The organism is Micromonospora zhanjiangensis (genome assembly GCF_042650605.1).
Classification (GTDB): Bacteria; Actinomycetota; Actinomycetes; order Mycobacteriales; family Micromonosporaceae; genus Micromonospora_J; species Micromonospora_J zhanjiangensis.
Genome location: NZ_JBHSBN010000018.1, coordinates 54807 through 78954, shown reverse-complemented (window position 1 = coordinate 78954; position 24148 = coordinate 54807). Strand labels below are relative to the sequence as shown.

25 protein-coding genes and 1 tRNA gene are annotated in these 24148 nt (G+C 73.6%); 7 read left to right on the top strand and 19 right to left on the bottom strand.

The genetic code is table 11. The features are described from left to right. Positions 1 to 222 precede the first annotated feature (222 nt). Positions 223 to 1164 (top strand): ribonuclease Z, encoded by a 942-nt coding sequence (locus ACFOX0_RS23080; protein WP_377549521.1) that lies wholly within the window; start codon positions 223 to 225, stop codon positions 1162 to 1164. A 119-nt stretch (positions 1165 to 1283) separates the two neighbouring features. Continuing rightward, complete coding sequence (locus ACFOX0_RS23075) at positions 1284 to 1796, top strand: GNAT family N-acetyltransferase (protein ID WP_377549519.1); 513 nt, start codon at positions 1284 to 1286, stop codon at positions 1794 to 1796. 110 nt (positions 1797 to 1906) lie between these two features. On the opposite strand, the gene ACFOX0_RS23070 is transcribed toward ACFOX0_RS23075, so the two are convergent. Together ACFOX0_RS23070 and ACFOX0_RS23065 are read right to left on the bottom strand one after the other, a co-directional pair. Beyond that, a complete protein-coding gene (locus tag ACFOX0_RS23070; protein WP_377549517.1) occupies positions 1907 to 3277 on the bottom strand; it encodes a cystathionine beta-synthase in 1371 nt (456 codons plus the stop codon). Between the two features lie 78 nt (positions 3278 to 3355). Further along, positions 3356 to 3712, bottom strand: coding sequence for a YkvA family protein (locus ACFOX0_RS23065; RefSeq protein ID WP_377549515.1), 357 nt, complete (start codon positions 3710 to 3712; stop codon positions 3356 to 3358). A gap of 245 nt (positions 3713 to 3957) precedes the next feature. On the opposite strand from ACFOX0_RS23065, the gene ACFOX0_RS23060 reads away from it, so the two are divergent. From ACFOX0_RS23060 to ACFOX0_RS23050, 3 genes are read left to right on the top strand one after another with little or no spacing between them, the layout of a single operon-like run. Further along, positions 3958 to 5022, top strand: coding sequence for an SGNH/GDSL hydrolase family protein (locus ACFOX0_RS23060; protein ID WP_377549513.1), 1065 nt, complete (start codon positions 3958 to 3960; stop codon positions 5020 to 5022). Beyond that, positions 5019 to 5861 (top strand): SGNH/GDSL hydrolase family protein, encoded by an 843-nt coding sequence (locus ACFOX0_RS23055; RefSeq protein ID WP_377549511.1) that lies wholly within the window; start codon positions 5019 to 5021, stop codon positions 5859 to 5861. Before ACFOX0_RS23060 ends, ACFOX0_RS23055 begins: the two co-directional genes overlap by 4 nt. A 56-nt stretch (positions 5862 to 5917) precedes the next feature. Continuing rightward, positions 5918 to 7180 carry an acetyl-CoA C-acetyltransferase gene (locus ACFOX0_RS23050; RefSeq protein WP_377549509.1) on the top strand — a complete coding sequence of 421 codons (1263 nt, stop codon included), beginning with the start codon at positions 5918 to 5920 and terminating at the stop codon, positions 7178 to 7180. A 42-nt stretch (positions 7181 to 7222) separates the two neighbouring features. On the opposite strand, the gene ACFOX0_RS23045 is transcribed toward ACFOX0_RS23050, so the two are convergent. The 3 genes from ACFOX0_RS23045 to ACFOX0_RS23035 all read right to left on the bottom strand — a co-directional run bounded on the left by ACFOX0_RS23045 (position 7223) and on the right by ACFOX0_RS23035 (position 8763). Next, positions 7223 to 7600: a hypothetical protein gene (locus ACFOX0_RS23045; RefSeq protein ID WP_377549507.1), complete on the bottom strand. Its 378-nt coding sequence runs from the start codon at positions 7598 to 7600 to the stop codon at positions 7223 to 7225. A gap of 140 nt (positions 7601 to 7740) precedes the next feature. Continuing rightward, positions 7741 to 8601 (bottom strand): Bax inhibitor-1/YccA family protein, encoded by an 861-nt coding sequence (locus ACFOX0_RS23040; RefSeq protein WP_377549505.1) that lies wholly within the window; start codon positions 8599 to 8601, stop codon positions 7741 to 7743. A gap of 81 nt (positions 8602 to 8682) precedes the next feature. Next, a tRNA-Leu gene (locus tag ACFOX0_RS23035) sits at positions 8683 to 8763 on the bottom strand. A 101-nt stretch (positions 8764 to 8864) separates the two neighbouring features. On the opposite strand from ACFOX0_RS23035, the gene ACFOX0_RS23030 reads away from it, so the two are divergent. Continuing rightward, a complete protein-coding gene (locus tag ACFOX0_RS23030) occupies positions 8865 to 10781 on the top strand; it encodes a hypothetical protein (protein ID WP_377549503.1) in 1917 nt (638 codons plus the stop codon). Here the strand turns inward: ACFOX0_RS23030 and ACFOX0_RS23025 are convergent. From ACFOX0_RS23025 to ACFOX0_RS22970, 12 genes are all read right to left on the bottom strand, one after another. After that, positions 10778 to 12112 (bottom strand): NAD(P)/FAD-dependent oxidoreductase, encoded by a 1335-nt coding sequence (locus ACFOX0_RS23025; RefSeq protein ID WP_377549501.1) that lies wholly within the window; start codon positions 12110 to 12112, stop codon positions 10778 to 10780. The genes ACFOX0_RS23030 and ACFOX0_RS23025 overlap by 4 nt on opposite strands. A 154-nt stretch (positions 12113 to 12266) precedes the next feature. Beyond that, the gene (locus ACFOX0_RS23020) at positions 12267 to 12824 is read right to left on the bottom strand and encodes a hypothetical protein (protein ID WP_377549610.1); all 558 of its coding nucleotides are present in this window, start codon (positions 12822 to 12824) and stop codon (positions 12267 to 12269) included. Beyond that, positions 12824 to 14212: a DUF58 domain-containing protein gene (locus ACFOX0_RS23015; RefSeq protein WP_377549608.1), complete on the bottom strand. Its 1389-nt coding sequence runs from the start codon at positions 14210 to 14212 to the stop codon at positions 12824 to 12826. Before ACFOX0_RS23015 ends, ACFOX0_RS23020 begins: the two co-directional genes overlap by 1 nt. 62 nt (positions 14213 to 14274) lie before the next feature. Continuing rightward, positions 14275 to 15285: an AAA family ATPase gene (locus ACFOX0_RS23010; RefSeq protein WP_377549499.1), complete on the bottom strand. Its 1011-nt coding sequence runs from the start codon at positions 15283 to 15285 to the stop codon at positions 14275 to 14277. Beyond that, positions 15282 to 15869, bottom strand: a complete 588-nt coding sequence (locus ACFOX0_RS23005; protein ID WP_377549497.1) for a hypothetical protein — start codon at positions 15867 to 15869, stop codon at positions 15282 to 15284. The genes ACFOX0_RS23010 and ACFOX0_RS23005 overlap by 4 nt, the downstream gene beginning before the upstream one ends. A gap of 156 nt (positions 15870 to 16025) precedes the next feature. After that, a complete protein-coding gene (locus ACFOX0_RS23000; protein WP_377549495.1) occupies positions 16026 to 16796 on the bottom strand; it encodes a DUF4129 domain-containing protein in 771 nt (256 codons plus the stop codon). An 18-nt stretch (positions 16797 to 16814) separates the two neighbouring features. After that, on the bottom strand, positions 16815 to 17555 hold the full coding sequence (locus ACFOX0_RS22995; protein WP_377549493.1) for a uracil-DNA glycosylase: 741 nt from the start codon (positions 17553 to 17555) through the stop codon (positions 16815 to 16817). Continuing rightward, positions 17548 to 18234: a dienelactone hydrolase family protein gene (locus ACFOX0_RS22990; RefSeq protein WP_377549491.1), complete on the bottom strand. Its 687-nt coding sequence runs from the start codon at positions 18232 to 18234 to the stop codon at positions 17548 to 17550. Before ACFOX0_RS22990 ends, ACFOX0_RS22995 begins: the two co-directional genes overlap by 8 nt. 187 nt (positions 18235 to 18421) lie before the next feature. Continuing rightward, complete coding sequence (locus ACFOX0_RS22985; protein WP_377549489.1) at positions 18422 to 18850, bottom strand: LppU/SCO3897 family protein; 429 nt, start codon at positions 18848 to 18850, stop codon at positions 18422 to 18424. 430 nt (positions 18851 to 19280) lie between these two features. Continuing rightward, on the bottom strand, positions 19281 to 20345 hold the full coding sequence (locus ACFOX0_RS22980) for an HAAS signaling domain-containing protein (protein ID WP_377549487.1): 1065 nt from the start codon (positions 20343 to 20345) through the stop codon (positions 19281 to 19283). Positions 20346 to 20466: 121 nt separating this feature from the next. Then, on the bottom strand, positions 20467 to 20802 hold the full coding sequence (locus ACFOX0_RS22975; protein ID WP_377549485.1) for a PadR family transcriptional regulator: 336 nt from the start codon (positions 20800 to 20802) through the stop codon (positions 20467 to 20469). Positions 20803 to 20981: 179 nt separating this feature from the next. Further along, a complete protein-coding gene (locus ACFOX0_RS22970) occupies positions 20982 to 21314 on the bottom strand; it encodes a hypothetical protein (protein WP_377549483.1) in 333 nt (110 codons plus the stop codon). Positions 21315 to 21638: 324 nt separating this feature from the next. On the opposite strand from ACFOX0_RS22970, the gene ACFOX0_RS22965 reads away from it, so the two are divergent. After that, entirely contained in the window at positions 21639 to 21833 is a 195-nt protein-coding gene (locus tag ACFOX0_RS22965) for a helix-turn-helix transcriptional regulator (RefSeq protein WP_377549481.1), read from the top strand. Positions 21834 to 21965: 132 nt separating this feature from the next. Here the strand turns inward: ACFOX0_RS22965 and ACFOX0_RS22960 are convergent, their stop codons facing one another. Continuing rightward, positions 21966 to 22925, bottom strand: a complete 960-nt coding sequence (locus ACFOX0_RS22960) for a transglutaminase domain-containing protein (protein WP_377549479.1) — start codon at positions 22923 to 22925, stop codon at positions 21966 to 21968. 125 nt (positions 22926 to 23050) lie between these two features. Further along, a complete protein-coding gene (locus tag ACFOX0_RS22955) occupies positions 23051 to 24139 on the bottom strand; it encodes a hypothetical protein (protein ID WP_377549478.1) in 1089 nt (362 codons plus the stop codon). Positions 24140 to 24148: the final 9 nt, after the last annotated feature.

Below are 24148 nucleotides of genomic sequence, written 5' to 3'. Positions count from 1 at the left end.
ACGGGAAGGGAGGTGGTCCAGACTTTGTGTAGCAATCGGACTCGTGAGGTGGCTGTCCGCTAGCCGCTGTCCTTGACAGTTCCGTTCGTCGAGACCGTGTGGCAGCGGTGCGGCGAAACCACGACAGCCACCCGACCCCCGGGGCGCCGGCCCAGTCCAGCCGGTCCGCGTACGCGCGGAAACCCCGGGGGTCGCTTCATGATCAGATCCCGGAGGGCCGGCGTGTCCGTTCGCGAACTGGTGGTGCTCGGCACGGCGAGCCAGGTTCCCACCCGGCGCCGGCAGCACAACGGCTACCTGTTGCGCTGGGACCGCGAGGCGCTGCTGTTCGACCCGGGCGAGGGCACCCAGCGGCAACTCCTGCTGGCCGGCGTCGCGGCCGGTGATCTGACCCGGATCTGCGTCACCCACTTCCACGGCGACCACTGCCTCGGCCTGCCCGGGGTGATCCAGCGGCTCTCCCTGGACCGCGTCGACCGCCCGGTGGACGCCCACTTCCCGGCCGGCGGCGCCGACTACTTCGCCCGGCTCCGGCACGCCAGCTCGTTCCACGAGACCGCGGAGATCCGCGAGCGACCGGTCACCGCCGACGGTCAGACCTTCGCCACCGACGCCGGGACGCTCACCGCCCGCCGGCTGCGGCACCCGATCGAGACGTACGGCTACCGGCTGGTCGAGCCGGACGACCGGCGGATGCTGCCGGAGCGGCTGCGGGCGTACGGGATCGGCGGGCCGGCCGTCGGTGAGCTGATCCGGGCCGGCCACCTGGACCTCGACGGGCGCCGGGTGACCCTCGACCAGGTCAGCGAGCCGCGCCCCGGGCAGCGGTTCGCGTTCGTGATGGACACCGGCCTGTGCGACGCGGTCTACGCGCTCGCCGACCGCGCCGACCTGCTGGTCATCGAGTCGACCTTCCTGGCCGAGGACGCCGCGCTGGCCGCCCAGGTCGGCCACCTGACCGCGGCCCAGGCCGCCCGGGTGGCCACCGAGTCCGGGGTACGCACGCTGGTGCTGACCCATTTCTCCCAGCGGTACGACAGCTCGTCCATCGGGCCGTCGTCGGCGCAGCGGTACGCGGCCGAGGCGGCCGAACACTTCACCGGTGACCTGGTGATCGCCGAGGAGTTGACCCGGGTGCCGGTCCCGCGCCGCCAGCCCGGCTGACCAGCGGCCCGGCGATCGGGTCCGGCTGACCAGCGGCCCGGCGGCCGGGTCCGGGCCGGGCCGGTCTCCGGTCGACCCTCCCGCCCGGCCGGGTGGATCCCGGTCACTAGGCTCGGCGGATGCTCCTCACGTTGCGGCCCGCCACCGCCGACGACCTGATGGACGTCGGAGAGTTGCACCACCGGTCCCGAACCGCCGCCTACCAGGGGTTGGTGCCGGACGACGCGCTGACCGCCCAGTCGGGTGCCATGCTCGGCCGCTGGTGGAGCGAGCGCTGGCCGTACGAGCGGGACACCCACCTGATGACGGTGGCCGAACACGACGACGAGCTGGTCGGGTTCAGCTACGTCGGCCCGGACTCCGACGGCGAGCCCGGGACCGGGATGCTGTACGCGATCCATCTCGACCCGGATCAGCAGGGCCGGGGCGTGGGCCGCGCGCTCATGATCGACGCGCTGGCCACCCTGCACGACCAGGGCTTCCACCGGGCCGCCCTGTGGGTGCTCACCGACAACGCGCACGCCCGCCGGTTCTACGAGCGGGGCGGCTGGTCCCCCACCGCCACCACCCGCACCGACCACATCGGCCCCGCCCTGACCCCCCAGATCCGCTACACCCGCCCCCTCCCCTAACCCCCACCCACCCCCGGGCCTACGGGGTCGATCATGAAGTTGTTGTCGCGACACGCCGGGCCGGACGACAACAACTTCATGATCGACGCTGTGGGGGGTGGGGGTGGGGGTTAGCGGGCGCCGAGGTGGGCCAGGAGGTCTTGGCGGGTGATGACGCCCTTGGGCTTGCCGTCGACCAGGACCAGGGCGGCGTCGGACTTCTCCAGCAGGTTGACCGCCTCGCTGACCGGCTGGCCGCCGCCGATCATGGGCAGCGGCTCGGTCATGTGCCGCTCGATGGTGTCGTGCAGGTGGGCCTGGCCGGTGAACAGCGCGTCGAGCAGGTCCCGCTCGGCGATCGAGCCGGCCACCTCGCCGGTCACCACCGGCGGTTCGGCTTTGAGTACCGGCAGCTGGGAGACGCCGTACTCGCGCATGTAGTCGATCGCGTCCCGGACCGTCTCGGTCGGGTGCACGTGCACCAGCTCGGGCAGGCCACCCGGCTTCTCGGCGAGCGCCTCGGCCACCGTGGCCTCGGCACCGCCGTGCTCCATGAAGCCGTAACGGGACATCCACTCGTCGTTGAAGATCTTGGAGAGGTAACCCCGACCGCCGTCCGGCAGCAGCACCACGACCACGTCGTCCGGCCCGGCCCGGCGGGCCACCTCCAGGGCGGCCACCACGGCCATCCCGCACGAGCCGCCGACCAGCAGGCCCTCCTCGCGGGCCAGCCGCCGGGTCATCTCGAACGAGGCCTTGTCCGACACCTCGACGATCTCGTCGCAGATGTCCTTGTCGTACGTCTCCGGCCAGAAGTCCTCGCCGACCCCCTCGACCAGGTACGGCCGGCCGGTGCCGCCGGAGTAGACCGAGCCCTCCGGGTCCGCCCCGACGATCCGCACCGCACCGCCCGACGCCTCCTTGAGGTAGCGGCCGATGCCGGAGACGGTGCCGCCGGTGCCGACGCCCGTCACGAAGTGGGTGAGCCTGCCCTCGGTCTGCTCCCACACCTCGGGGCCGGTCGTCTCGTAGTGCGACCGGGGGTTGGCCGGGTTGGCGTACTGATTGGGCTTCCAGGCGCCGGGGATCTCCCGGGCCAGCCGGTCGGAGACGTTGTAGTAGGAGCGCGGGTCCTCCGGCGCGACGCTGGTCGGGCAGACCACCACCTCGGCGCCGTACGCCTTGAGCACGTCCTGCTTGTCCTGGCTGACCTTGTCCGGGCAGACGAACACGCACTTGTAGCCCTTGAGCTGGGCCACCAGGGCCAACCCGATGCCGGTGTTGCCGCTGGTCGGCTCGACGATGGTGCCGCCGGGCTGCAGCAGACCGGCCCGCTCGGCGTCCTCGACCATCCGCAGCGCGATCCGGTCCTTCACCGAGCCGCCCGGGTTGACGTACTCCACCTTCGCGAGCACCGTGGCCTCGATGCCGGCGGTCACGTTGCGTAGCCGTACGAGCGGGGTGTTACCGATCATCTCGACGACGTTGTCGTAGTAGCGCACCTCGTTGTGCCCCTTCTCGGCGTCCGCGGCAGGCGGCCCGGGCCTTCGTTTTTGGTTGTCCGGGCCAGCCTACGTGCCTCAGCGCACCGCGTGGCCCGGGACCACCCGATGCCGGGCGGCCTCCCACTCCAGGAAGCGACCGGTCTCGGCGAGCACCGCGCCGGCCAGCCAGGTGATCATGAGCGCGTCGTCGGCCAGGCCGAAGATGGCCAGGAACATCTCGGGCACGAAGTCGATCGGTGACACCACGTAGGCGGTCGCCGCGGCCATCAGGGCGAGCCGCATCCCGCCGTCGTACTCGCCGCGGCTGGTCGCCCTGATCATCCGGGGCAGCGCCGCGAGTCGGGTGCTCAGCGACGGTCCGCCCCGGGCACCGGAGGTCAACGCCCGGGCGAGCGCCGTGAAGGCCGCGGTCCGTTTGAGTGTCCTGGCCATGTCCTGCCTCCCTCGTCCCGCCAATGATGCACACGCCCGCGCAACTGCCGGCCGACCGTCGTCCGCACCGCGCGGGCCGACTTCCGCCGGCGTCGATGGCTCCGTGCCGGGAACGTACCCAGTTCCGGCCCCGCCGAGACACCGCCCGGTCATCGGGGATGGCGGGCTGCCGACAGCGCGACGTCACACCGCCGAGATAGCCTCGAATGTTGCAGGACGAATATCGATGGGCGGGGGGCGCAGAGATGGGTCAGGCCGCGTCAACGGTGCGGACCTCCGGCACGTGGGGCGCCGCGCGACGGGTCGCCAAGATCACGGCCCTGGGCGCGGGCGTCACGGCGGTGACCGCACTGACCGCGACGGGAGTGCTGATCGGGCAGGCCCGGCAGGCCCGCCGGGTCATCCCGCTGGCCGAGGCCCCGCCGCCGCGCGGCGACGGACTCTACGGGGCCAAGTTTCCCGGCCCGCCGCTGTGTCTGGTCGTGCTGGGCGACTCGTCGGCCGCCGGCTACGGCGTGCACCGGCCGCGGGAGACCCCGGGAGCGCTGCTGGCCACCGGCATCTCCCGACGGCTGCGCCGACCGGTACGCCTGCACCGGCTGGCCGTGGTGGGCTGCCTGTCGGCGGGTCTGCGTCCCCAGGTCGAGGCCGCGCTCGAGCACGAGCCGGACCTCGCGGTGATCCTGATCGGCGGCAACGACGTCACCAACCGCACGCCGCTGGCGGTGGCCGTGCGCTACCTGGTCGACGCGGTCCGTACGCTGCGCGCGGCCGGCGCCGAGGTGGTGGTGGGGACCTGTCCGGACCTCGGCGCGATCCAGCCGATCAAGCCCCCGTTGCGCTGGTTGGCCCGGCGGTGGAGCCGGCAGCTCGCGGCCGCGCAGACGATGGCCGTGGTCGAGGCGGGCGGCTGGACGGTGTCGCTCGGTGATCTCATCGGGCCACGGTTCGCCGCCGAGCCGACCCGGATGTTCGCCTGGGACCGGTTCCACCCGTCCGCGGAGGGGTATGCCATCGCCGCGGCGGCCCTACTGCCCACCACGCTCTCCGCGTTGGCCTCGGCCGGCGAACGGCGGGTCAGCCTGGCCGAGGGGCACGGCGTACCGCTGGCGGAGGCCGCGCAGGCGGCGGCCCGGCGGGCCGGCACGGAGGTCCGGGCGGCCCAGGTCGCCGGCCGGGACCGGGGCCCGGCCGGCCGGTGGGCGCAGTTGCGGCACCGCCGGCCCTGGTTCGGCCAGCCGCGCGGTGACGAACCGGATCCGGCGGCCCCCGGCCGCCCGAGCACGTCGACGGTGGAGGAACCGGCATGACCGAGAGCAGTCGAAGGCCCGGCGACACCGGCCCGGGCGGCGGTGCCGGCCTGGCCGGCAAGGCCGGCCGGGCGACCGTGCTGGCCCTGCTCGCCGGCACGGTCGGCGGCGCGGCGGTGCTGGCCGGCGAGGCGCTCCTGGCCCGCAGCCGCCGGTACGCCCAGCCCGAGTTCGGCCTGGCCCTGCGGTCCACGGTCGGTCGGCCCGGCGCCCCACCGCTGCGCCTGGTGCTGCTCGGCGACTCGGCGGCGCTGGGGGTGGGGGTCGACCGGGTCGACGACACCATCGGCGGGCAGCTCGCCCGGCTGCTGGCCGAGGGCGGCCGACCGGGCGGCACCGAGCGCCAGGTCCGGCTCTCCAGCGTCGGGGTGGCCGGTTCCCGATCGACCGATCTGGCGACTCAGGTGGCCCGGGCGCTGCTGGGCGAGCGCCCGGACGTGGCGGTGATCCTGGTCGGCGCGAACGACGCCACCGGCCTGCGCCGCCCGGCCGAGGCCGCCGAGCACCTCGGCATGGCGGTCCGCCGGTTGCGCGAGGCCCGGGTCGAGGTGGTCGTGGGCACCTGCCCCGACCTGGGCGCCGTCCGGGCGATCGCGCCGCCGCTGCGCCAGCTCGCCGGCTGGTACGGCCGGCGTACCGCCCGGGCGCAGACGGCCGCCGTGCTGTCGGCCGGCGGCGCCGTGGTGGACCTGGGGGCCGAGGCAGGCCCGGTGTTCCGGGCCGACGCCGGCACGCTCTGTTACGACGGGTACCACCCCTCCGCGGACGGCTACCGCGTCTGGGCGCACGCCCTGCTCCCGGCGGTGGTCAACGCCGCCACGGTGGCCAGCCAGCGCTGACCGGCCGGGCCCGGCCGGCCTTCCACCCGAAGTTACTCGCGGGTTAACGTTGGTTCATGCCGACTGAGCCGTCCCGCACCGCCGTCATCGTCGCCACCGCCCGGTCCCCCATCGGCCGAGCCGGCAAGGGTTCCCTCCGGGACCTCCGCCCGGACGACCTCGCGGCCACCATCGTCCAGGCCGCCCTGGACAAGGTTCCCCAGCTGGACCCGGCCGAGATCGACGACCTCTACCTCGGCTGCGGGCTGCCCGGCGGTGAACAGGGCTTCAACATGGCCCGGGTGGTCGCCACCCTGCTCGGCCAGGACGGCCTGCCCGGCGCCACGCTGACCCGGTACTGCGCCTCGTCGCTGCAGACGACCCGGATGGCGATGCACGCCATCCGGGCCGGCGAGGGCGACGTCTTCGTCTCCGCCGGCGTCGAGTGCGTCTCCCGGTACGCCCGGGGCAGCTCCGACGGCCTCCCGCCGGAGGCCCAGGCGCTGGTGGGCGGCGGCTGGGAGAACCCGCGGTTCGCCGAGGCGCGGACCCGGTCCGCCGAACGCGCCCGGGGCGGCGCGCCGACCTGGACCGACCCTCGGCGGGACGGCGGGCTGCCCGACATCTACCTGGCCATGGGCCAGACCGCCGAAAACCTGGCCCAGGTGTACGACGTCAGCCGCGCCGACATGGACGAGTTCGGCGTACGGAGCCAGAACCTCGCCGAGAAGGCCATCGCCGACGGCTTCTGGGCCCGCGAGATCACCCCGGTCACCACCCCGGACGGTCGGGTCGTGGACACCGACGACGGTCCGCGTCCCGGGGTCACCCTGGAGGGGGTGGCCGGGTTGAAGCCGGTGTTCCGCCCGGACGGCCGGATCACCGCCGGCAACTGCTGCCCGCTGAACGACGGCGCCGCCGCGGTGGTCGTGATGAGCGAGCAACGGGCCCGCGACCTGGGCATCACGCCGCTGGCCCGGATCGTCTCCACCGGCGTCACCGCGCTCTCCCCGGAGATCATGGGGCTCGGCCCGGTCGAGGCGTCGAAGCAGGCCCTGGCCCGGGCCGGCATGACCATCGCCGACGTCGACCTGGTGGAGATCAACGAGGCGTTCGCCGCCCAGGTCATCCCCTCGTACCGGGAACTGGGCATCCCGCTGGAGAAGCTGAACGTGATGGGCGGCGCGATCGCCGTCGGGCACCCGTTCGGCATGACCGGTGCCCGGATCACCGGCACCCTGCTCAACGCCCTGAACTGGCACGACAAGACCGTCGGACTGGAGACCATGTGCGTCGGCGGCGGCCAGGGCATGGCCATGATCGTCGAACGCCTGAGCTGACCGCCGCCGGCGCCGGTCAGCGCAGGACGGGGCCCGCGGACGTCAGAGCGACGCGCGGGTGGCGGTCACCTGGGCGGTGGCGTCGGCCAGCATCTCGGCCGGGGCACCGGCGGCGATCAGGTCGGTGGCGACCACCCGGAGCTGGTCGGGCAGCGCGAGGTCGTTGTCCAGCCGGGGCACCGCCCGGCGTGGCTCGCCCTCCGCGTCGGCCGCCAGGTCCGCGATCCGCTGCACCAACCGGTGCATCAGTTCGGCCCGGGACACCCCGCCGCCCGGGCCGTGCGGACCGGTCCCACCGGGCACAGCGGGCGGCGTGACCGCACCGGCGCCGGCCCGGGCCGCCGCCCAGCGCGGCGGCTCCCAGTGCGCCACCTGGTTCACCAGCAGTCCGACCACCCGGCTCAGCTCATCCCCGCCCATCGCGGCAGTCTACGACCGGCAGCGGCACGACCCGCGGAGCCCGACCGCAGGAGCACGGCCGGCGGCGGCGGACGGTCCCGGACGGCGGACGCCCGCCCTCCGGGAGCGGAGGGCGGGCGTCCGGGGACGGGCGGCAATCGTCAGTCGTCGCCCTGGAAGTAGCTGATCAGGCGCAGCACCTCCAGGTAGAGCCAGATCAGGCTGACCAGGATGCCGAACGCGGCGGTCCACGAGTAGCGCTGGGGCAGCCCCATCCGGATGCCCTCCTCGATCTCGTGGAAGCTCAGCACGAAGCTCAGCGCCGCCACCACGATGCAGACCAGGCTGAAGCCGATCGCCAGCGGCCCGCCGCTGCGCAGCCCGGTGTCGAAGCCGAACAGCCCGAGCACGAGGTTGATCAGCATGACGGCGAACAGGCCGGCCATCACGGCGATCATGCCCCGGACGAACTTCGGCGTGGCCCGGATGACCCGGGCCTTGTAGAGCATGGCCATCACGAAGAAGACGCCGAACGTGGCGACCACGGCCTGCAGGACGATGCCGCTGTAGAAGTTCTCGAACGCCCGGCTGATCAGTCCGACGAAGACGCCCTCGACCACCGAGTAGGCGACCACCAGCGCCGGATTGGCCATCCGGGAGAACGAGATCACCAGGCCGAGCACCAGGCCGACCAGCATCGAGCCGATCGCCAGGGGGAACGCCAGCGAACCCGGCACCAGCACCCAGGCCGCCGCCGCGGCGACGCCGAGGATGCCCAGCAGGGCGACGGTCTTGACCACCACGTCGTCGATCGACATGGTCTGGCCGGTCGCCGGTGCGGCCGGGTAGGCCGGTGCCGGCGAGAAGGGCTCGGCGTGCCCGGGTTGTTGGTATCCGGCCGGTCCGTAGCCGGGCTGCTGCGGGTAACCGGGCTGGCCGTACGGGCCGGGCGCGTACCCGGCGTGGCGCTCACGCTCGGCCGCCTGGCCGAGCCGGGCCAGCACCGGGTTGGATGTCTTCACTGTTATCAGGCCTCCCTTAGGGGGTCGTCACACGGTAACCGTGTGACTCAAGGGTAATCGGCCTCGACGGGTAAATCCGGGTGCCCGGGGCGGGGATCGAACCCGCACGCCTTGCGGCAGCCGCTTTTAAGGCGGCCGTGTCTGCCATTCCACCACCCGGGCGGGGTGGTCCGGGGCGCCTCGACGGCCCCGGTTCCTGTCACCGTAGCGGGTCGGTACCCACGGGACGCACCCCGCCGGGCGTACGCACTAGGGTCAAGGCCGTGACCAGCAGAGTCCGCGCGACGCAGGACGCCGATCCCGGCACGACGGCCACACCGGGCGAATCGTCCGTCACCACCGGCTCCCGATGGGCGAGATGGGAGTCGACGCCCTTTTCGCGGCGGGGTGGCGCGACCCCACCACCGACGTCCTGGCGTGCCCGGTGGCTGGCCGCCGCCCGGGCCCGCCGGGTCGACCTGGTCGTCTGCCTGTTCTTCGTGCTGCTGGCGGGCTGGCTCACGCACGGGCTCTGGCCCGACCCGGCCGGCCGGGTGCTCGCCCTCAACCCGCAGGACCAGACCCTCTACGAGTGGTTCCTGGCCTCCGACGCGCGGGTGCTGTACGGCGACTTCAGCCTGCTCAGTCACCGGCTGAACGCACCGGACGGGGTGAACCTGATGGCCAACACCACGGTCATCGCGCTGGGTGTGCTGTTCGCCCCGGTGACCTGGGCGTTCGGTGCGGCCACCAGCTTCGCGTTGCTGGTCGCCGGCGACCTGGCCGGTACGGCGATCGCCTGGTACCTGCTCTACCGGCGAGCCCTGGGCGCCGGCCCGCTGGCCGCCGGGCTCGGCGCCGGGCTGTGCGGCTTCGGCCCGGGCATCGTCTCCCAGTCCAACAGCCACCTGCACATGACCGCGCAGTTCCTGATCCCGGTGATGGTGTGGATGATCGTCCGGATGGTCCGCGCCGCGGATCCGGCGGCCCGGCCGGCGGGCGGGGCGCGGACCGACTGGCGCCGGGTGTTCACCTCGGCCGTCGGGCTGGCCGCCACGGTCGTCGTCCAGGTGTTCATCGGCGAGGAGGTGCTGCTCCTCACCGCGCTCACCCTGGCCGCGGTGACCGTGACGTACGCGCTCGCCCGGCCGTCGCTGGTCCGCCGGGTGCTGCCCGGCTTCCTGGCCGGCATGACGGTCGCGACCGGCCTGGCCGGTCTGCTGCTGACCTATCCACTGTGGTTCCAGTTCGCCGGTCCGCAGAGCGTCAGCGAGGGGATGTTCAGCCCGCACTACTTCTCCGCCGACCTGGCGAGCTGGCCCGCGATCTCCCCGCTCTCGGTGGCCGGCAGCAACGCCTCGGCCCGGCTGAGCACCGGACCGGCCGAGTACAACACCTTTCTCGGCCCGTCGCTGCTGATCGTGGCGGTGCTCTGCGCGGCCTGGCTGATCCGGCGTCCCCTGGTGATCGCCTGCGTGGTGGCCGGTTTGCTGATGGCCGCACTGTCGCTCGGGCCGCTGATCGTGCTTGAGGGCGACCAGACCGGCCTCACCGGGCCGTACTCGGCGCTGCTGGAAATGCCCGTGGTGGACGGCGCGTTGCCGATGCGGTTCGCGCTGGCCGTGCTGCCGTTGCTGGCCACCGTGCTGGTGGTCGCCGTCGAGCGGGCCCGGCAGGCCCCCGGGTCGCTGGCCAGTGCGGTGGTACCGGTCGTGGTCGTGGTCGCGCTGCTGCCGATCTTCCCGGCCCCGCTGCCGACCACCGACCGGTCCGCGGTGCCGGAGTTCATCTCGGCCGGCCACTGGCGGGACTGCGTACAACCGGGCGGGGTGCTGGTGCCGGTGCCGCTGCCCACCCCGCCGGAGCCGGAGGCGATGCGCTGGGCGACCACCGCCGACGTGTCCTTCGGGCTGCCGGAGGGCTTCTTCATCGGCCCGTACGGCGAGAACCGGGGACCGTCGATGGGCACCTACAAGCAACCGACCTCCGCCCTGCTGGCCGAGGTCGCCAAGACCGGCGTGGTGCCGCCGATCGGCGAGACGGAACGCCAGCGGGCCCGGCAGGACCTGTCGTTCTGGCGGGCGTCGTGCGTGGTGCTGGCCGACGGCGCGCCGTACCCGGACAGCCTGCGGGCCGCCGTCGAGGCGCTGCTCGGACCGGCCGAGCGGGTCGCCGACGCCTGGACCTGGAAGATCCGTTAGGAGCGGGCGTCCGCCTCGATGCGCGGGGTGGCCTCGAGGAACTCCTCGCGCGGGTCGTGCAGCTGGCCGAGGGCGACCACCTCACGCTTGAGGAAGAAGGCCAACGTCCAGTCGACCACCACCCGCAGCTTGCGGTTGAGCGACGGGATCCGGCTCATGTGGTACGTCCGGTGCATCGCCCACGCCGCGATGCCGGTCATCTTGATGCCGTAGACCTGGGCCACGCCCTTGTGCAGGCCGAGGCTCGCCACGCTGCCGGCGTACTTGTGCGCGTACGGCTCGGGCAGCCGGCCGCGGATCACCGCGCGGAGGTTGTCGGCCAGCTGCTTGGCCTGCCGCACCGCGTGCTGCGCGCTGGGCGAGCAGGTCGCGCCCGGCGGCTTGGTCAGGTCCGGTACGCCCGCGCAGTCACCCGCGCTCCAGGCGCCCTCGACGACGGTACCGCCGTCCACCACCTGGAGGTTGGCGTTGCAGGTCACCCGGCCGCGGCTGTCCCGGGGCAGGTCGGTCCGGTCCAGCATCGGCGCGGGCTTCACCCCGGCCGTCCAGACGATGGTGTCGGCCCGGAACGCGTCACCGTCGGAGAGCTTCACCAGGCCACCCACGCAGGATTCCAGCCGGGTGTCCAGCCGGATGTCCATCTTGCGCTTGAGCAGCTGCTGGACGGTGTAGGCGCCCATGTCCCGGTCGACCTCGGGCAGCACCCGCTGGGTCGCCTCGACCAGCACCCAGCGCATGTCCTCGGGCTTCAGCTCCGGGTAGTACCGCAGCGCGTCGCGGGCCATGTCCTCCATCTCGGCCAGCGCCTCGATGCCGGCGTAGCCGCCGCCGACGAAGACGAAGGTGAGCGCGCACCGACGGGTCTCCGGGTCGGCCGTGGCGGCCGCCACGTCGAGCCGGTCCATCACGTGGTTGCGCAGGTAGATGGCCTCACCGATGGTCTTGAAGCCGATGCCGTGCTCGTGCAGGCCGGGGATCGGCAGGGTCCGGGACACCGAACCGGGCGCGACGACGATCTGGTCGTACTCGATCTCCCGGGGCGGGCCGATGATCGGCTGGACGGTGGCGACCTTGCGGGCGTGCTCGATCCGGGTGACCGCACCGGAGACGACCTGGCAGCGGCGCAACTCCCGGCGCAGCGGCACCACCGAGTGCCGGGGCGAGATGTTGCCGGCCGCCGCCTCGGGCAGGAACGGCTGGTACGTCATGTGCGGTTGGGGGTCGACCACGACGACCTGAGCCTCGCGCGAGCCCAGTTTCTTCGACAGGCGCAGGGCCGCGTAGAGCCCGACGTGGCCGGCACCGACGACAAGGATCCGCTGCGGGTTCACGCCATCCATCTTTCCCCGGTCCGGCCCGGCGTGTGCGGCAGATGCCGCCTTCTGTGACCGAGGACGCCGGTGTGACCTGCGCGACCGCGCGCTGACCTGGGCCGGCCGGCCGCGACCCCGGGCCGCGCCGGACGCCGGGCCGCGCCGGACGCCCTCAGCGGCGGCGCAGCAGGCGGGCGAGCAGGACGGTGGCGAGCACCGCCACCAGCAGGCCGGCCAGGCCCGCGGCGAGGAACCGCGGGCCGCCCCGGTCGCCCACCGCCAGCAGCAGCACCCCCAGCACCCCCGCCGCCAGGACCACCCCGGCCGCCCGGGACAGCCAGCGGACCAGCACCCCGGGGTCCACCACCGCGTCGTACGGCACCAGCGCCGCCAACGCGCCGAGGCTGTGCGTGAGGTAGACGGCGGTGGCCAGGGCGAGCACCCGCCACAGCGGGCGCGACTCGCCGTACCCGGCGGTGGCCAGCAACCAGCCGCCGACCGTGACCAGGACGACGAAGGTCGGCCAGACCCGGCGCGGACCCACCGCCGGCACCACCGCGACCACCACCAGCAGCCCCACGAAGCGGCTGGTCGACACCGCCACCGGGTACGCCAGCAGCAGGCCGGCCAGCGCGCTGGCGAAGACGCCGAACCGGACCAGCAGCGGGGTCAGCGTGGCCCGGGCGACCGTCTCCCGGACCGACCGGATCCGGTCGGTGAGGGCCGTGATCACCGCAGGCCCGCCTTCGGTGCCGAGGCCAACCGGGCCACGTCCCGCAGCACCAGGTCCAGGCTGCCGGCGCCGGCCCAGCCGACCACCGGTACGCCGTGCTCGCGCAACTGGCCGACGGTGTTCTCCCGGTCCAGCCGCCACAGCCGGAACGCCACCTCCGACCAGGCGCCCCGGCGCGGCGGGCCGACCTCGGCGGGCAGCGTGTCGACGGCGACGACGAACCGGCCGGAGCGGGCCAGCCGGGCCAGCATCTCGGCCGACCGGGCGTCCACCAGCGGGGTGAGCACCACCACCAGCGCGTCCGACGACAGCAGATGCGGGCCGAAGACCTGGTCGTACGGCTCGTACTCGGCCTCGTCGACGGTGACGTCGAGCAGCCACTCCAGGACCGTCAGGTACTGCCGGCGGCCGGTGGCCGGGCGCAGCCGGCGGGCGGCCGGCCCGTACTCCAGCATCGACACCCGGTCACCCCGGTGCAGGTAGTGCTCGGCGATGGCGGCGGCGGCCCGGACGGTGGTGTCCAGCACCGAGGCGGCGCCCTGCACGCCGCCGGATCGGCCCGCCTCGGCCAGCACGTCCAGCAGCAGCACCACCTCGGCGTCCCGGTCGGACAGGGTCGCCGCGACGTGCAGCTGGCGGGCCCGCAACGACACCCGCCAGTCGATCCGGCGCAGCCGGTCCCCGGGGCCGAAGATCCGTACGCCGGCCAGCTCGCCGCCCTCGCCGGGACGCCGGGACCGGTGCCCGCCGACCAGGCCGGCGGCCCGGGGCATCGCGTCGACGGCGTCGAACGGGTCGGTGACCGGGTAGACCTTCACCCCGTGCGGGTCGGCCAGCACCGGCCGGCTGGCCAGCAGCCCGTCGCAGGCGGCGGCCCGGGTGCCGGCCGGACCGAACGGGTGCCGCCCCCAGCGGGCCGTCTCGCCGCGCAACTCCACGTCGGTCTCGGTGCCCGCCGGCACGGCGAGCAGGTAGGGCCGCTCGGCGGCGTACGACCGCGGCGGTGGTTCCGGGTCGCCGGCGAAGCCGGCCCGGTCGATCCGCAGCCAGGGCGACACCCGGGTCCGGACCACGGCCAGGTCGTAGCCGACCGGGTCCGGGTTGCCCACCGTGACCGTGCCGGCGACCGGGCCCCCCTCGACCAGGTAGTCGTCCCCGGCGTGCGCCCGCACCCGGGGCGGTTCGGCGGGCCGGCGGCGCAACGCGTACGCGGTGCCCAGGGCCAACGGGGTGGCCAGCACGATCAGGTCGACCCGGCCGAGCAGCACCGCCCCGATCAGCAGCAACCCGGTGAGCAGCACCGCCCGCCCGAACGCCGCGGTCGGCGCCCAGGTCGGCGTCGGGTCCGCCGGCGCCGGCTCCGGCCCGGGTACGGCGTGCCGCAGCGCGACCGACGGGCCCGGGTCACCACCCGGGGCGGCCTGCAGGCCGGCACGCGGGAAGAGGCTCAATGGGCGCTCCGGCCACCGGCGTAGCTGGGCAGCGCTCCGCTGGCCGGCGCGGGCGTCCGGTCGAGCACCTCGTTGACCACGAACGCCGGGTCGACCCGGCGCAGCCACATCTCCGGCCGCAGGGTGATCCGGTGCGACAGCACCGGCACCGCCACGTCCTTGACGTCCTCGGGGACCACGTAGTCCCGGCCGGCCAGCACGGCCTTGGCCCGGGACAGCAGCAACAGCGCCAGCGAACCCCGGGGGGACGCGCCGACCAGCACCGACGGGTGTTCCCGGGTGGCCGCGGTGAGGTCCACGATGTACCGCCCGATGGAGTCCTCGACCGCCACGTCCTCCAGGGCGGCCTGCATGCCGCGCAGGGTGGCCGCGTTCACCACGGGTTCCAGTTCGGTCTCCTCGCGGCGGCGGGACATCCGGCGGCGCAGCACGTCCCACTCCTCGTCCCGGTTCGGGTAGCCGAACGACACCCGCAGCAGGAACCGGTCGAGCTGGGCCTCCGGCAGCGGGTACGTGCCCTCGTACTCGATCGGGTTGGCCGTGGCGAGCACGTGGAACGGCGGGTCGAGCCGGTAGGTCACGCCCTCGACCGAGACCTGCTTCTCCTGCATCGCCTCCAGCAGCGCCGCCTGGGTCTTCGGCGGCGTGCGGTTGATCTCGTCGGCCAGCAGCAGGTTGGTGAAGAGCGGACCGGCCCGGAAGGTGAAGTCGGCGCTGCGCTGGTCGTACAGGAAGGAGCCGGTGACGTCGGCGGGCAGCAGGTCCGGGGTGAACTGCAACCGGCGGAAGTCCAGCCCGAGCGCCTGCGCGAAGGACCGGGCGGTCAGCGTCTTGCCCAGCCCGGGCAGGTCCTCCAGCAGCACGTGACCGCCGGCCAGGATGCCGGCCAGGACGAGTTCCAGGGCGTCCCGCTTGCCGACCAGGACACTGCCGACGGCGTCCAGCACCGCCCGGGCCAGCCCGCCCACCTCGGCGGTGGGTACGACCGGGTCCACGTCGTTCTTCACAGCTTCTCCAATTGGGCGACGACCGCCGCCCAGTCGCGCGGCCCGGGGCCACGTCGGGGACGGACGGTGAGAAAGCTCCACAGGTGCTCGCCGAGCAACTCCCGGGCCCGGGTCGGGTCGGACTCCCGGGTGAGTCCGTGCCGCTGGCGCAGTCGCTCGTCGACCAGCTCACCGAGCCTCGGCAGCACCTTCTCGGCGAACCGGTCCGGCTTGCCCTCGGTCCAGCCGAGGACGCGTTCCCACGGGTTGACCGCACCGCGCAGGGCGTCCCGGGTGGACCACCGGTAGTGGCCGTCCTCCTCGCCCCGGCGGCCGGAACCGCCGGTCCGGACCGGCGGCGGGGCGACCGCCACGGCGACCCGCCGGACGACCAGTACGGCCAGCCAGCCGGCGAACACCTCCACCATGGGCAGTTCGAGCGAGGCGAACCGCAGTCCGACGACGGTGACGGCGGTGAGCCCGGCCGCGGCGGCCACCGCGCCGACCCAGGCACCCGCCCCGGTACGTCGGCGCCGTCGGGGCCGGTCGGGCGAGTCGTCCTCGTCGTGTTGCAGCAGGTCGTCGATGCTCGAAAGCACGCTCATGCCGACACTCCGCTGCGCTCCGTGCCGTCATGAGGCACACCCGCACCGAGCCCGATGATTCGCTCGCTCCGCTCGCTCATGCCGACACTCCGCTGCGCTCCGTGCCGTCATGAGGCACACCCGCACCGAGCCCGATGATTCGCTCGCTCCGCTCGCTCATGCCGACACTCCGGTCAGTTCGGCGCGGAGGCGGCGTAGGGCGGCTCGGGCCTCGTCGCGCATCGCCTGGTCGACGGTGTGGGTGGCGTACCGCGCCTCCCGGTAGACGTGCGCGAAGGCGGCCAGCACGTCGGCGCTGACCACGACCGGGCCGGCGCTCGCAGGGGCGCCGGCCGTCCGTACGGTGGCGTCCGGGTCCGCCGCGTCGTCGGGCCCGCCGGCACCGCGCAACAGCCGGGTGACCAGGTCGGTCGGGGTGTCACCGACCCGCCGTGGCACGCCGGCCGACGCGGCGGCCTGTTCCAGCCGTACCCAGCAGGCGATCACCGCGGTCCGTGGGTCCGTGTCGGTGTCGGAGAGCTCGACTAGACCGGCGTCGAGCGCGGCGACCACCTCCTCGGTGGTGCCCGGACCGGCCCGATCGACCGGGGTCAGCGCCCGGGTCCGCCGGCGCAGCACGTCCCGGGTGACCCGGCGCAGCACCAGGACCACCACCACGACCCCCAGCACGGCGACCAGGACGGCGGCGGCCGTGCCGAGCCACTGCGGCAACCCGCCGTCGTCCGGCGGGGGCGGCGCCGCGGCCGGTCCGGCCGACGGCAACTCGGTCGGGAAGCTGGGCGAGGGCTGCGGGCTGCCGGGCAGGTCCAACTCGTCCAGGCCGTCCGCGGCGACCCGGCTGAATTCCAGCGACGAGTGCCCGGCGGCCAGCGCGGCGAGCCCGAGCAGCGCCACGGTGCCGGCCACCGGCCACCATCTCCGCGTCAACGACAGGGTTCAGACTCCTCAGGGCACCCCGGCCAGCCGCTTGGCCCGGTCGAAGATCTCGTCCAGCATCGCCGGGGTGAGCCGACCGGTGAAGGTGTTCTGCTGACTGACGTGGTAACAGCCCAACAGGTCCGGCGCGTCCCCGTCGGACCAGTGTGCCCCATGGCCGAAGGCGGGGCGAGGGCTGGGCGGGCGCGTCCCGTACCCGGATCGCAGGGCCGGCCACCACGCGGCCCAGGCGAACGCGCCCAGCGCCACCACGACGCGCAGCGTGGGCCGCAGCAACGCGACCTCGCGGTGCAGCCACGGCGCGCAGGTGTCCCGCTCGCCCGGGGTGGGCTTGTTGTCCGGCGGCGCGCACCGGACCGCGGCGAAGATCCGGGTGTCCCGCAGGGCGAGCCCGTCGTCGGCCGCGACGCTGGTCGGCTGGTTGGCCAGGCCCGCCCGGTGCAGGGCGGCGAAGAGCACGTCGCCGGAGCGGTCCCCGGTGAAGATCCGGCCGGTGCGGTTGCCGCCGTGCGCGGCCGGCGCCAGGCCGAGGATGCCGATCCGCGCGTCCGGGACGCCGAACCCGGGCACCGGCCGGCCCCAGTACTCCTGGTCCCGGAACGCGGCCCGGCGGGTCACGGCGACCTGCTCCCGCCAGGCCACCAGCCGGGGGCAGGCGAAACAGTCGGCGACGTCCGCGTCGAGTGCGCCGAGGTCGGCCGCCCGCTGCGCGCGGGCGACCACCTGCTCGGGGGTACGGGACTCAGCCAACCCGGGCCCGGAGGAATTCGAGGGTACGGGCCCAGGCGCGACCGGCGGCCGGTTGGTCGAAGCGCTCCGGCCGGTCGTCGTTGAAGAACGAATGTTTGGTGTCCGGATAGTCGTACAGCCGGCAGCAGCCGCCGGCGGCCTCGACGCCCTGCCGGACGGCCTTGATGTGTTCGGCGGCCGAGGTCCCGTCGGCCTCGCTGCAGTGCACCAGGGCGTCCCGGCCGGCGTAGCCGGACCAGTCCGGGTCCAGCTGCCCCCAGCGCAGGCTCGGGTAGAACGCGGCGGCGGCCACGATCCGGTCGGTGAGGGTGACCGACCACAGCGCCAGGCTGCCACCGGTGGAGAAGCCGACGGCGGCCACCCGGCCGGTCACCTCGGGCCGCCCGGCCAGGAAGCCGGCCGCGCCGGTCAGGTCGCCCGCCGCCCGGTCGGCCGGCAGTTCGGCGACCAGCTTCCGGCCCTGCTCCCGTTCGCTGGCGGTGGCGCCCCGGAACAGGTCCGGCGCCAGCGCGACGAATCCGGCCTCGGCGAACCGGTCCGCCACCGACCTGATGTGCGGCAGCAGTCCCCACGCCTCGTGCAGCACCAGCACCGCCGGGCGATCACCCCCACCCTCGGGTAGGGCCAGGTAGCCCTCGGCATTCCCGTCGGCGCCGGGGTAGCTCACCATTTCGCCCATCGGCCGTCCTCCATGTCGGTCAGTCATCGTTGGCTGGTCGCACAGTGACGCAGTTACGTGCGGGTAGCCTGCCATGCCGGACCGGTACGGCGGAAGCCGGCGGCGACGTGGCATACACCTCGTCTCAACTCGGTGTTTACCGTTGTCGCCGCCGGCCGCGGGCCGGTGTCGTTACCGGCGCCGGTGGCTACTTCTTGACCGGCTCCAGGCAGAGGATGTAGCCCTTGCCGCCCTTCTCGCCCTCCCAGAACGCGCTCTCGGCGGTCGGGTACGCGCTGCACGGGTTGTCGCCCTTGGAGGCGGCGTCGAGATCGGCCTCGGTCTTGTCCTTCAACTTGCCGACCACCTTGTGCCGGGCGGCCGGGTCGTCGCACTTGACCGGCTTGATCTCGTCCTTGTTCTCGCCGGCCAGGCAGTCGCCCACCGCGGCACTGCCGGCCGAACCGGACAGGGCCTTCCAGCCCACGACGCCACCGACGACGAGGACGACGACGGCCACGGCGGCGATCACCAGTGCCTTGACCGGCAGGCCCGACGGCTTCGAGTCGGAGTCCGGGCCGGTGGGCGCCGGGCCCATCCCCTCGTCCGAACCCGGACCGGTCGGCGCCGGACCCATGCCCTCGTCGGAGGCCGGACCGGTCGGGGCCGAACCCAGTCCCTCGTCGGACGCGGGGCCGGGGCGTTCCCGGTTCGGGTCCGTGCCCCCTCCCGACGTGGGCGGGGGCACCGGCGGGCCCGGAGGCGAGCCGGGAACCCCAGGCTCCGGCGTCGGCGCAGCCTGCTCTGTCACTGCTGTTCCTTTCGAGGGGTCGATCCGCGAGCCGGTCCGGCGGAAGTACGCGAATGCCGAACCGGACTCACGGTTTGCAGACGACACCGTAGCCACCCGGGCGGACATCCGCTGACCCGCCCGACGGTCCGTTCCGCGCCGGTCGACCGTCCGCGTCGGTCCGGTCGACCCTCCGGAATGGACACCGCAGGACGGCAGCCGGCGGGCGGAGCGTGGCACGCTCCGCCCGCCGGGACGCCCGACGAGCCGGGGAGGGTCAGCGGGTCGGGGTGGTGCCGACGGTCGGGGTCGACGCCGGGGTGGGCGGCGCCGTCTGCGGGCCGGCGCCCGGTGCCGGCGGCGAGCCTGCCGTGGCGGCCGGGACGGGACTGCCGGTGACGCTCGGAGCGGGGCTGCCGACGGTGCCCGGGTCGGAACTGCCGCTGGTGGTCGGGTCGGAGCTGTCGCTGTCGGTCGGGGACGGCGCCGGGCTGGGCGCGCCGAAGCGGAACGGCGCGTTCTCGGGACAGAGCGGATAGGTCCGCTGTCGCGATGACATGTCCAGGTCGGGCCGCGAGTCGCACCACGGGTTGCCCAGCTGGATCGGCTGGCCGTTCTGGTCGAGCAACCGGACCCCCTGCAGCAGATGTCCCTCCGCGTCGTAGACGTAGACGTCCTGGATCTGCTCGTAGGGGCTGCCGTAGGAAATCTCGGCGTAGTCGGGTAACCGGGACCGGTCGTCGAGGTTGACGAACTGCACCAGTCCGATCAGGACAACGACAGCGGTGCCCGCCCAGAGGGCGTACCGGGGCCAGCGGGGCAGCACGGTCGGCCGGCGACCGAGCCAGATCGAACCGATCACGGCCAGCACCAGCATGGCCGTCCCGGCCAGCAGGCTGCCGCCGAACCGGGGCAGCACGGACCAGCTCCCGGTCAGCATGCCGAGCACCTGGGCCACCAGGTAACCCCGCAGCACCCACCAGGCGGGGCGCAGCAGCGTGAGGAAGTCACTGAGCCGGGCGTACCCGATGACCGGGCCGGCCTTGACGTCGAGCCGCCGCAGCCGGGTCCGGACGGCGGCGACGCCGTCGAGGAACCGCTGGTCCGTCCGGGGCCGGGCCTTCGACGGCGCCGGGATGCCGGCCGCCGTGCGCAGCTCCGCGGCGTACGCCTCGGGCTCGCCGAGCCGTTCGGCCAGGGTGCCGTCCCCCTCGGCCAGCACCTCGGCCAGATGCTCGGGCAGGTCCTCGACCAGTTCGTCACGGAGGGCCATCGGCAGGTCGTCCAGCGCGAGCCGCACCCGGTGCACGTAACGGGCGATCTCCTGCTCCTGCGTAGTCACGCTGATTCACCTTTCGTTCGCGACTGCGGGGCTCGCAAACCCGGCTCACTCCTCGCGCTCACGCTGCGCCAACCTTCCGTTCGCGACTGCGGGGCTCGCAAACCCGGCTCACTCCTCGCGCTCACGCTGCAATCCCCCGATCGTTGCCGAGCAGTGTGTCCACTGTGGTGGCAAAGGCCCGCCACACCTTGCCGGACCGGTCGAGCTGGTCCCGACCGGCGGCGTTGAGTGAGTAGTACTTGCGGTGCGGTCCCGTCTCGCTGGGGACCACGTACGTCGTCAGGAAACCGGCCTGGAAGAGCCGACGCAGGGTGCCGTAGACGGACGCGTCGCCGACCTCGTCGAGGCCGGCGGCACGCAGCCGTCGCAGGATGTCGTAGCCGTAACCGTCCTCGGCGCGGAGCACCGCGAGCACGGCGAGATCCAGCACACCCTTGAACAGTTGGGTGGTGTCCACGCCCGGAGACACTACTGTGCGATCCGTAATACCGTCAACAGCACAGTAGGTCGCCCGCCCCCGCTGGCGCTGGCGCCGAGACGACAATGTCGGAGACTTTGCTGCTTTGCGGTCGCGCGGAAGCAGCAATGTCGGGGATATTGCTGCTTCGGCAGCCGCGCGGCGGCACGCACCAGCCGTCAGTCGGGGAGGCGGCGGAGGAGTTCCGCATCCAGGGCAGCGAGTTGTGCCGACAGGTCCGGGATCCGGCCCAGGTGGTTGCGCCGGGTCCAGCCGACGAACCGGTTGAACATCGCAGCCGGGTCGACGGCGGCCGGGTCGAGCCGGTGCAGGTCGGCGACCGCCTCGTAGAGCACCGTGGTCATCTGGACGGGCAGGTCCGCGCGGCGGTCCCAATACTCGGCCTTGAGCAGCAGCCGGGCCAGGGAACACGGCCACGGGCCGGCGCAGGCCCGGCAGATCCAGAGCGGCCGGACCGGGGTGTGGCGGCCAAGCCGGGGCGGCAGGTTCACCAACGCCCCTGGTTGCGTCGCCAGACCCGGGCCCGCTCCAACTGGGTGAACTCGTCGGTCGTGGCCCTCCCCCAGTACGGCGGCAGGTTCCCCGACCGGGTAGTCGGCACGGCGGCGTACCGGTCCGGGCAGGATCGCCACCGGAAGCCACAACTGCACCACCGCCCCCACCGGCGCCACACCCGCCGATGCCGCGGCCCGAGTGGTACGGACTGATCAATGTGTCGAAAAGACATGCCCACAGCATGCCGCCCCTGTTGACCTGGGTCAAGGCCTCAGCAGTCTTGACCCTAGTCCCTAGTGGGGTTGCCTACGGTCAAGAGCGTGAGACTTGTCGGCGCGCACGAGATCCGCCAGATGCTCGGCGGTATCTCCAAGCAGCGCGTCCACGTGATCACCTCGCACCGAAACTTCCCCGAGCCCATCGCCGTGCTGGCCATGGGCAAGGTGTGGGACGCGGCCGACGTCGAGAAGTGGATCGCCAAACACCGCCCCGAACGCGCCGACGACGACAGGTAACGCACACCCGACCGCAGGCTGGGGACATTTATTGTCGCTCCAGCAACAAGAACCGTTCACAGCCCACCGCCCGACGGACCCACCGCCGGGTTGGCCACCACCGGGCACCGCCGGGCGAAGGATGGTTCGCCGTCAGAGGGGTTCGGGGCGGTGGCGGAGGGCGTTGCGGACGGTCGGTGGGAGCCGGAGGCGGGCGTCCGCCGTCAGCCGGCGCAGCTCGTCGGCGTGCGTGTCCGGGTCGAGGGTGAGCCGGGCCAGCTCGTCGAAGAGTGCCGCCCGCTCGTCGTCGAGCGAGTCGGCCGGCTCGGGCATGGCGCCCCAGCAGTCCCACGGCAACAGCTCGGTCCCGCACAGCGCGGCGGCGTCGCGCATCAGGTTGCCGGCGATCCACCACCAGCCGCCCTCCGGCACGCCGCTGAGCCCGCACCGGTCCGGGTCCAGCGTGCCGGCGCGGTAGCGCGCCCACGCGTCACCGGCCACCACGAACCGGTCCCGGGGTACGTCCAGCACGTCGAATTCGATCCCGAACAGCTCGCGCTGCCGCTCGTCGAGTTGCCCGTCGGTCAACACCCACCGCCCCGACCCCGCATCCCGCCGGCCCGACCCGGCATCCGACCCACCCGACCCGGCGTCCGACCCACCCGACCCGGCGTCCGACCCACTCGATCCGGCGACCCAGCGCTCGGCCACCCAGTGGTCCTCGTGCCAGCCGGTGCCGAAGTAGTTTCCGAACCCGCACCGGGCCCGCGCCGGCACGCCTCGGGTCCGCAGCGCGGTGACCAGCAGCACCGTGAAATGCCGGCAGTTGGCGGCCACCCGCCGCTCGGGCGGTCGGGGTACGTCCAGCGGCCGGTCGTCGCGCTCGGCGATCCGGGCCAGCAACTGCTCCACCGGCCGCAGGTGGACGGTCTCCCGGTCGGCGTCGGTGAGCGTCACCCCGTACACCTGGGTGAGGTGTTCGTGGACGAGCAGGCCGTGCCCGGCGCGGACGGCACCCGGCAGGTCGGCGGGCATGGTGTCCAGCAGGCCCGCGTACGCCCCGGGCGAGGTCATCCGGCCGGGGCGGGTGTGGGGGAACCGGGTGTCGGTCATCTTTGCCTCCTGACGGTCAGCCGCCGGACCGTGGACACCGGCCGACGCGTCACGCAGAGGATGGCCTAATTTCGGCCTGTTCCACCACCCCGCCCAACCGGGCCGGCGGGCGGCATTTTCACTCACTAGCCGTTGAAACGTTCCCAGTCGAGGCGGGAGCGCAGCGGCCGGAGGGCGGAGCGTTGCCGGCTGCCGACGTTCAGCCAGATACCGTCCTCGCCGACGTCGGCGGCCTCGACGACCAGGCCGGGTGTCACCCAGAGGCGCGTCGGGTCGCCGGGCACCCGCATCGGTCGCAGCGGGACCGGAGCCATGTCCGCGACGAACCGGTCCAGGGTCCGCTGGTCGACGGTGGCGAAGCCGGTGAACGGGGCGCTGGACACCGCCTCCTTCACGGCGAACTGGAGCAGGAAGCGGCTGAGCCGTTCCCGCTCCCGCAACCGGTCCGGGCCGCCGTCGTACCAGACGACCGGGTCGTCCTCGGTGGGGTCGATCAGCGCCCACCAGACGCCCTGGTTCTCGGCCGCGAACGTCACCAGCGGCTCGTCGTCCTCGTACTCGATCTCGTCCAGCGGCGTGAGGTGGTCCTGCCGGCCGAGGACGTCCTCACGGCCGGCGGCGACGTCGTGAAACGCCAGCAACGCCGACGGCAGTCGCATGGCCGCCGGTCGGGGCGCGACCGGTGGCACCGGCACGTCGGCGTACCAGCCGGTGACGAACGACCGCAGCGCCCCGACCGGATCCCGCGGTACGTCGGCCAGCCACTCGATGCCGGGCACCGGCAACACCGGCGTCGGGCGCACCAGGTCCAGCAGGTCGTGGGGCAACCGTTCGGGCCAGGTCAGTTCCGCGTACGTGAGGACGCCCAGCTCACCGGTCCAGGGATCCATCCCGTCGTAGCGGCTCACGGCCTGACGGAGCGTGCCGAGAGCGAGGCAGCCGTCGGCCGTCCGGACGAAGCCCAGCAGCGGTTGCCCGGCCACGTTCTTCGCGTGTATCCACCGGCTCAGCACGCCGGGCAGCGGCTCGCGCAGGATCAGGGTGTTCGCGTTGTCGACGGCGCTGCCGCCCGGCCGGTCGCCCGCCTCGACGATGACGACCAGGGCGTCCGCCCCGTACCCGAAGGTCACCCCGTCGCCCCGCTCGACCTCGGCGTCCGGGCCTGCGGCGGTGACCGCCACCCGCTCCGGTACGACCGGCCACCCCTTGATCATCGGGCGAGT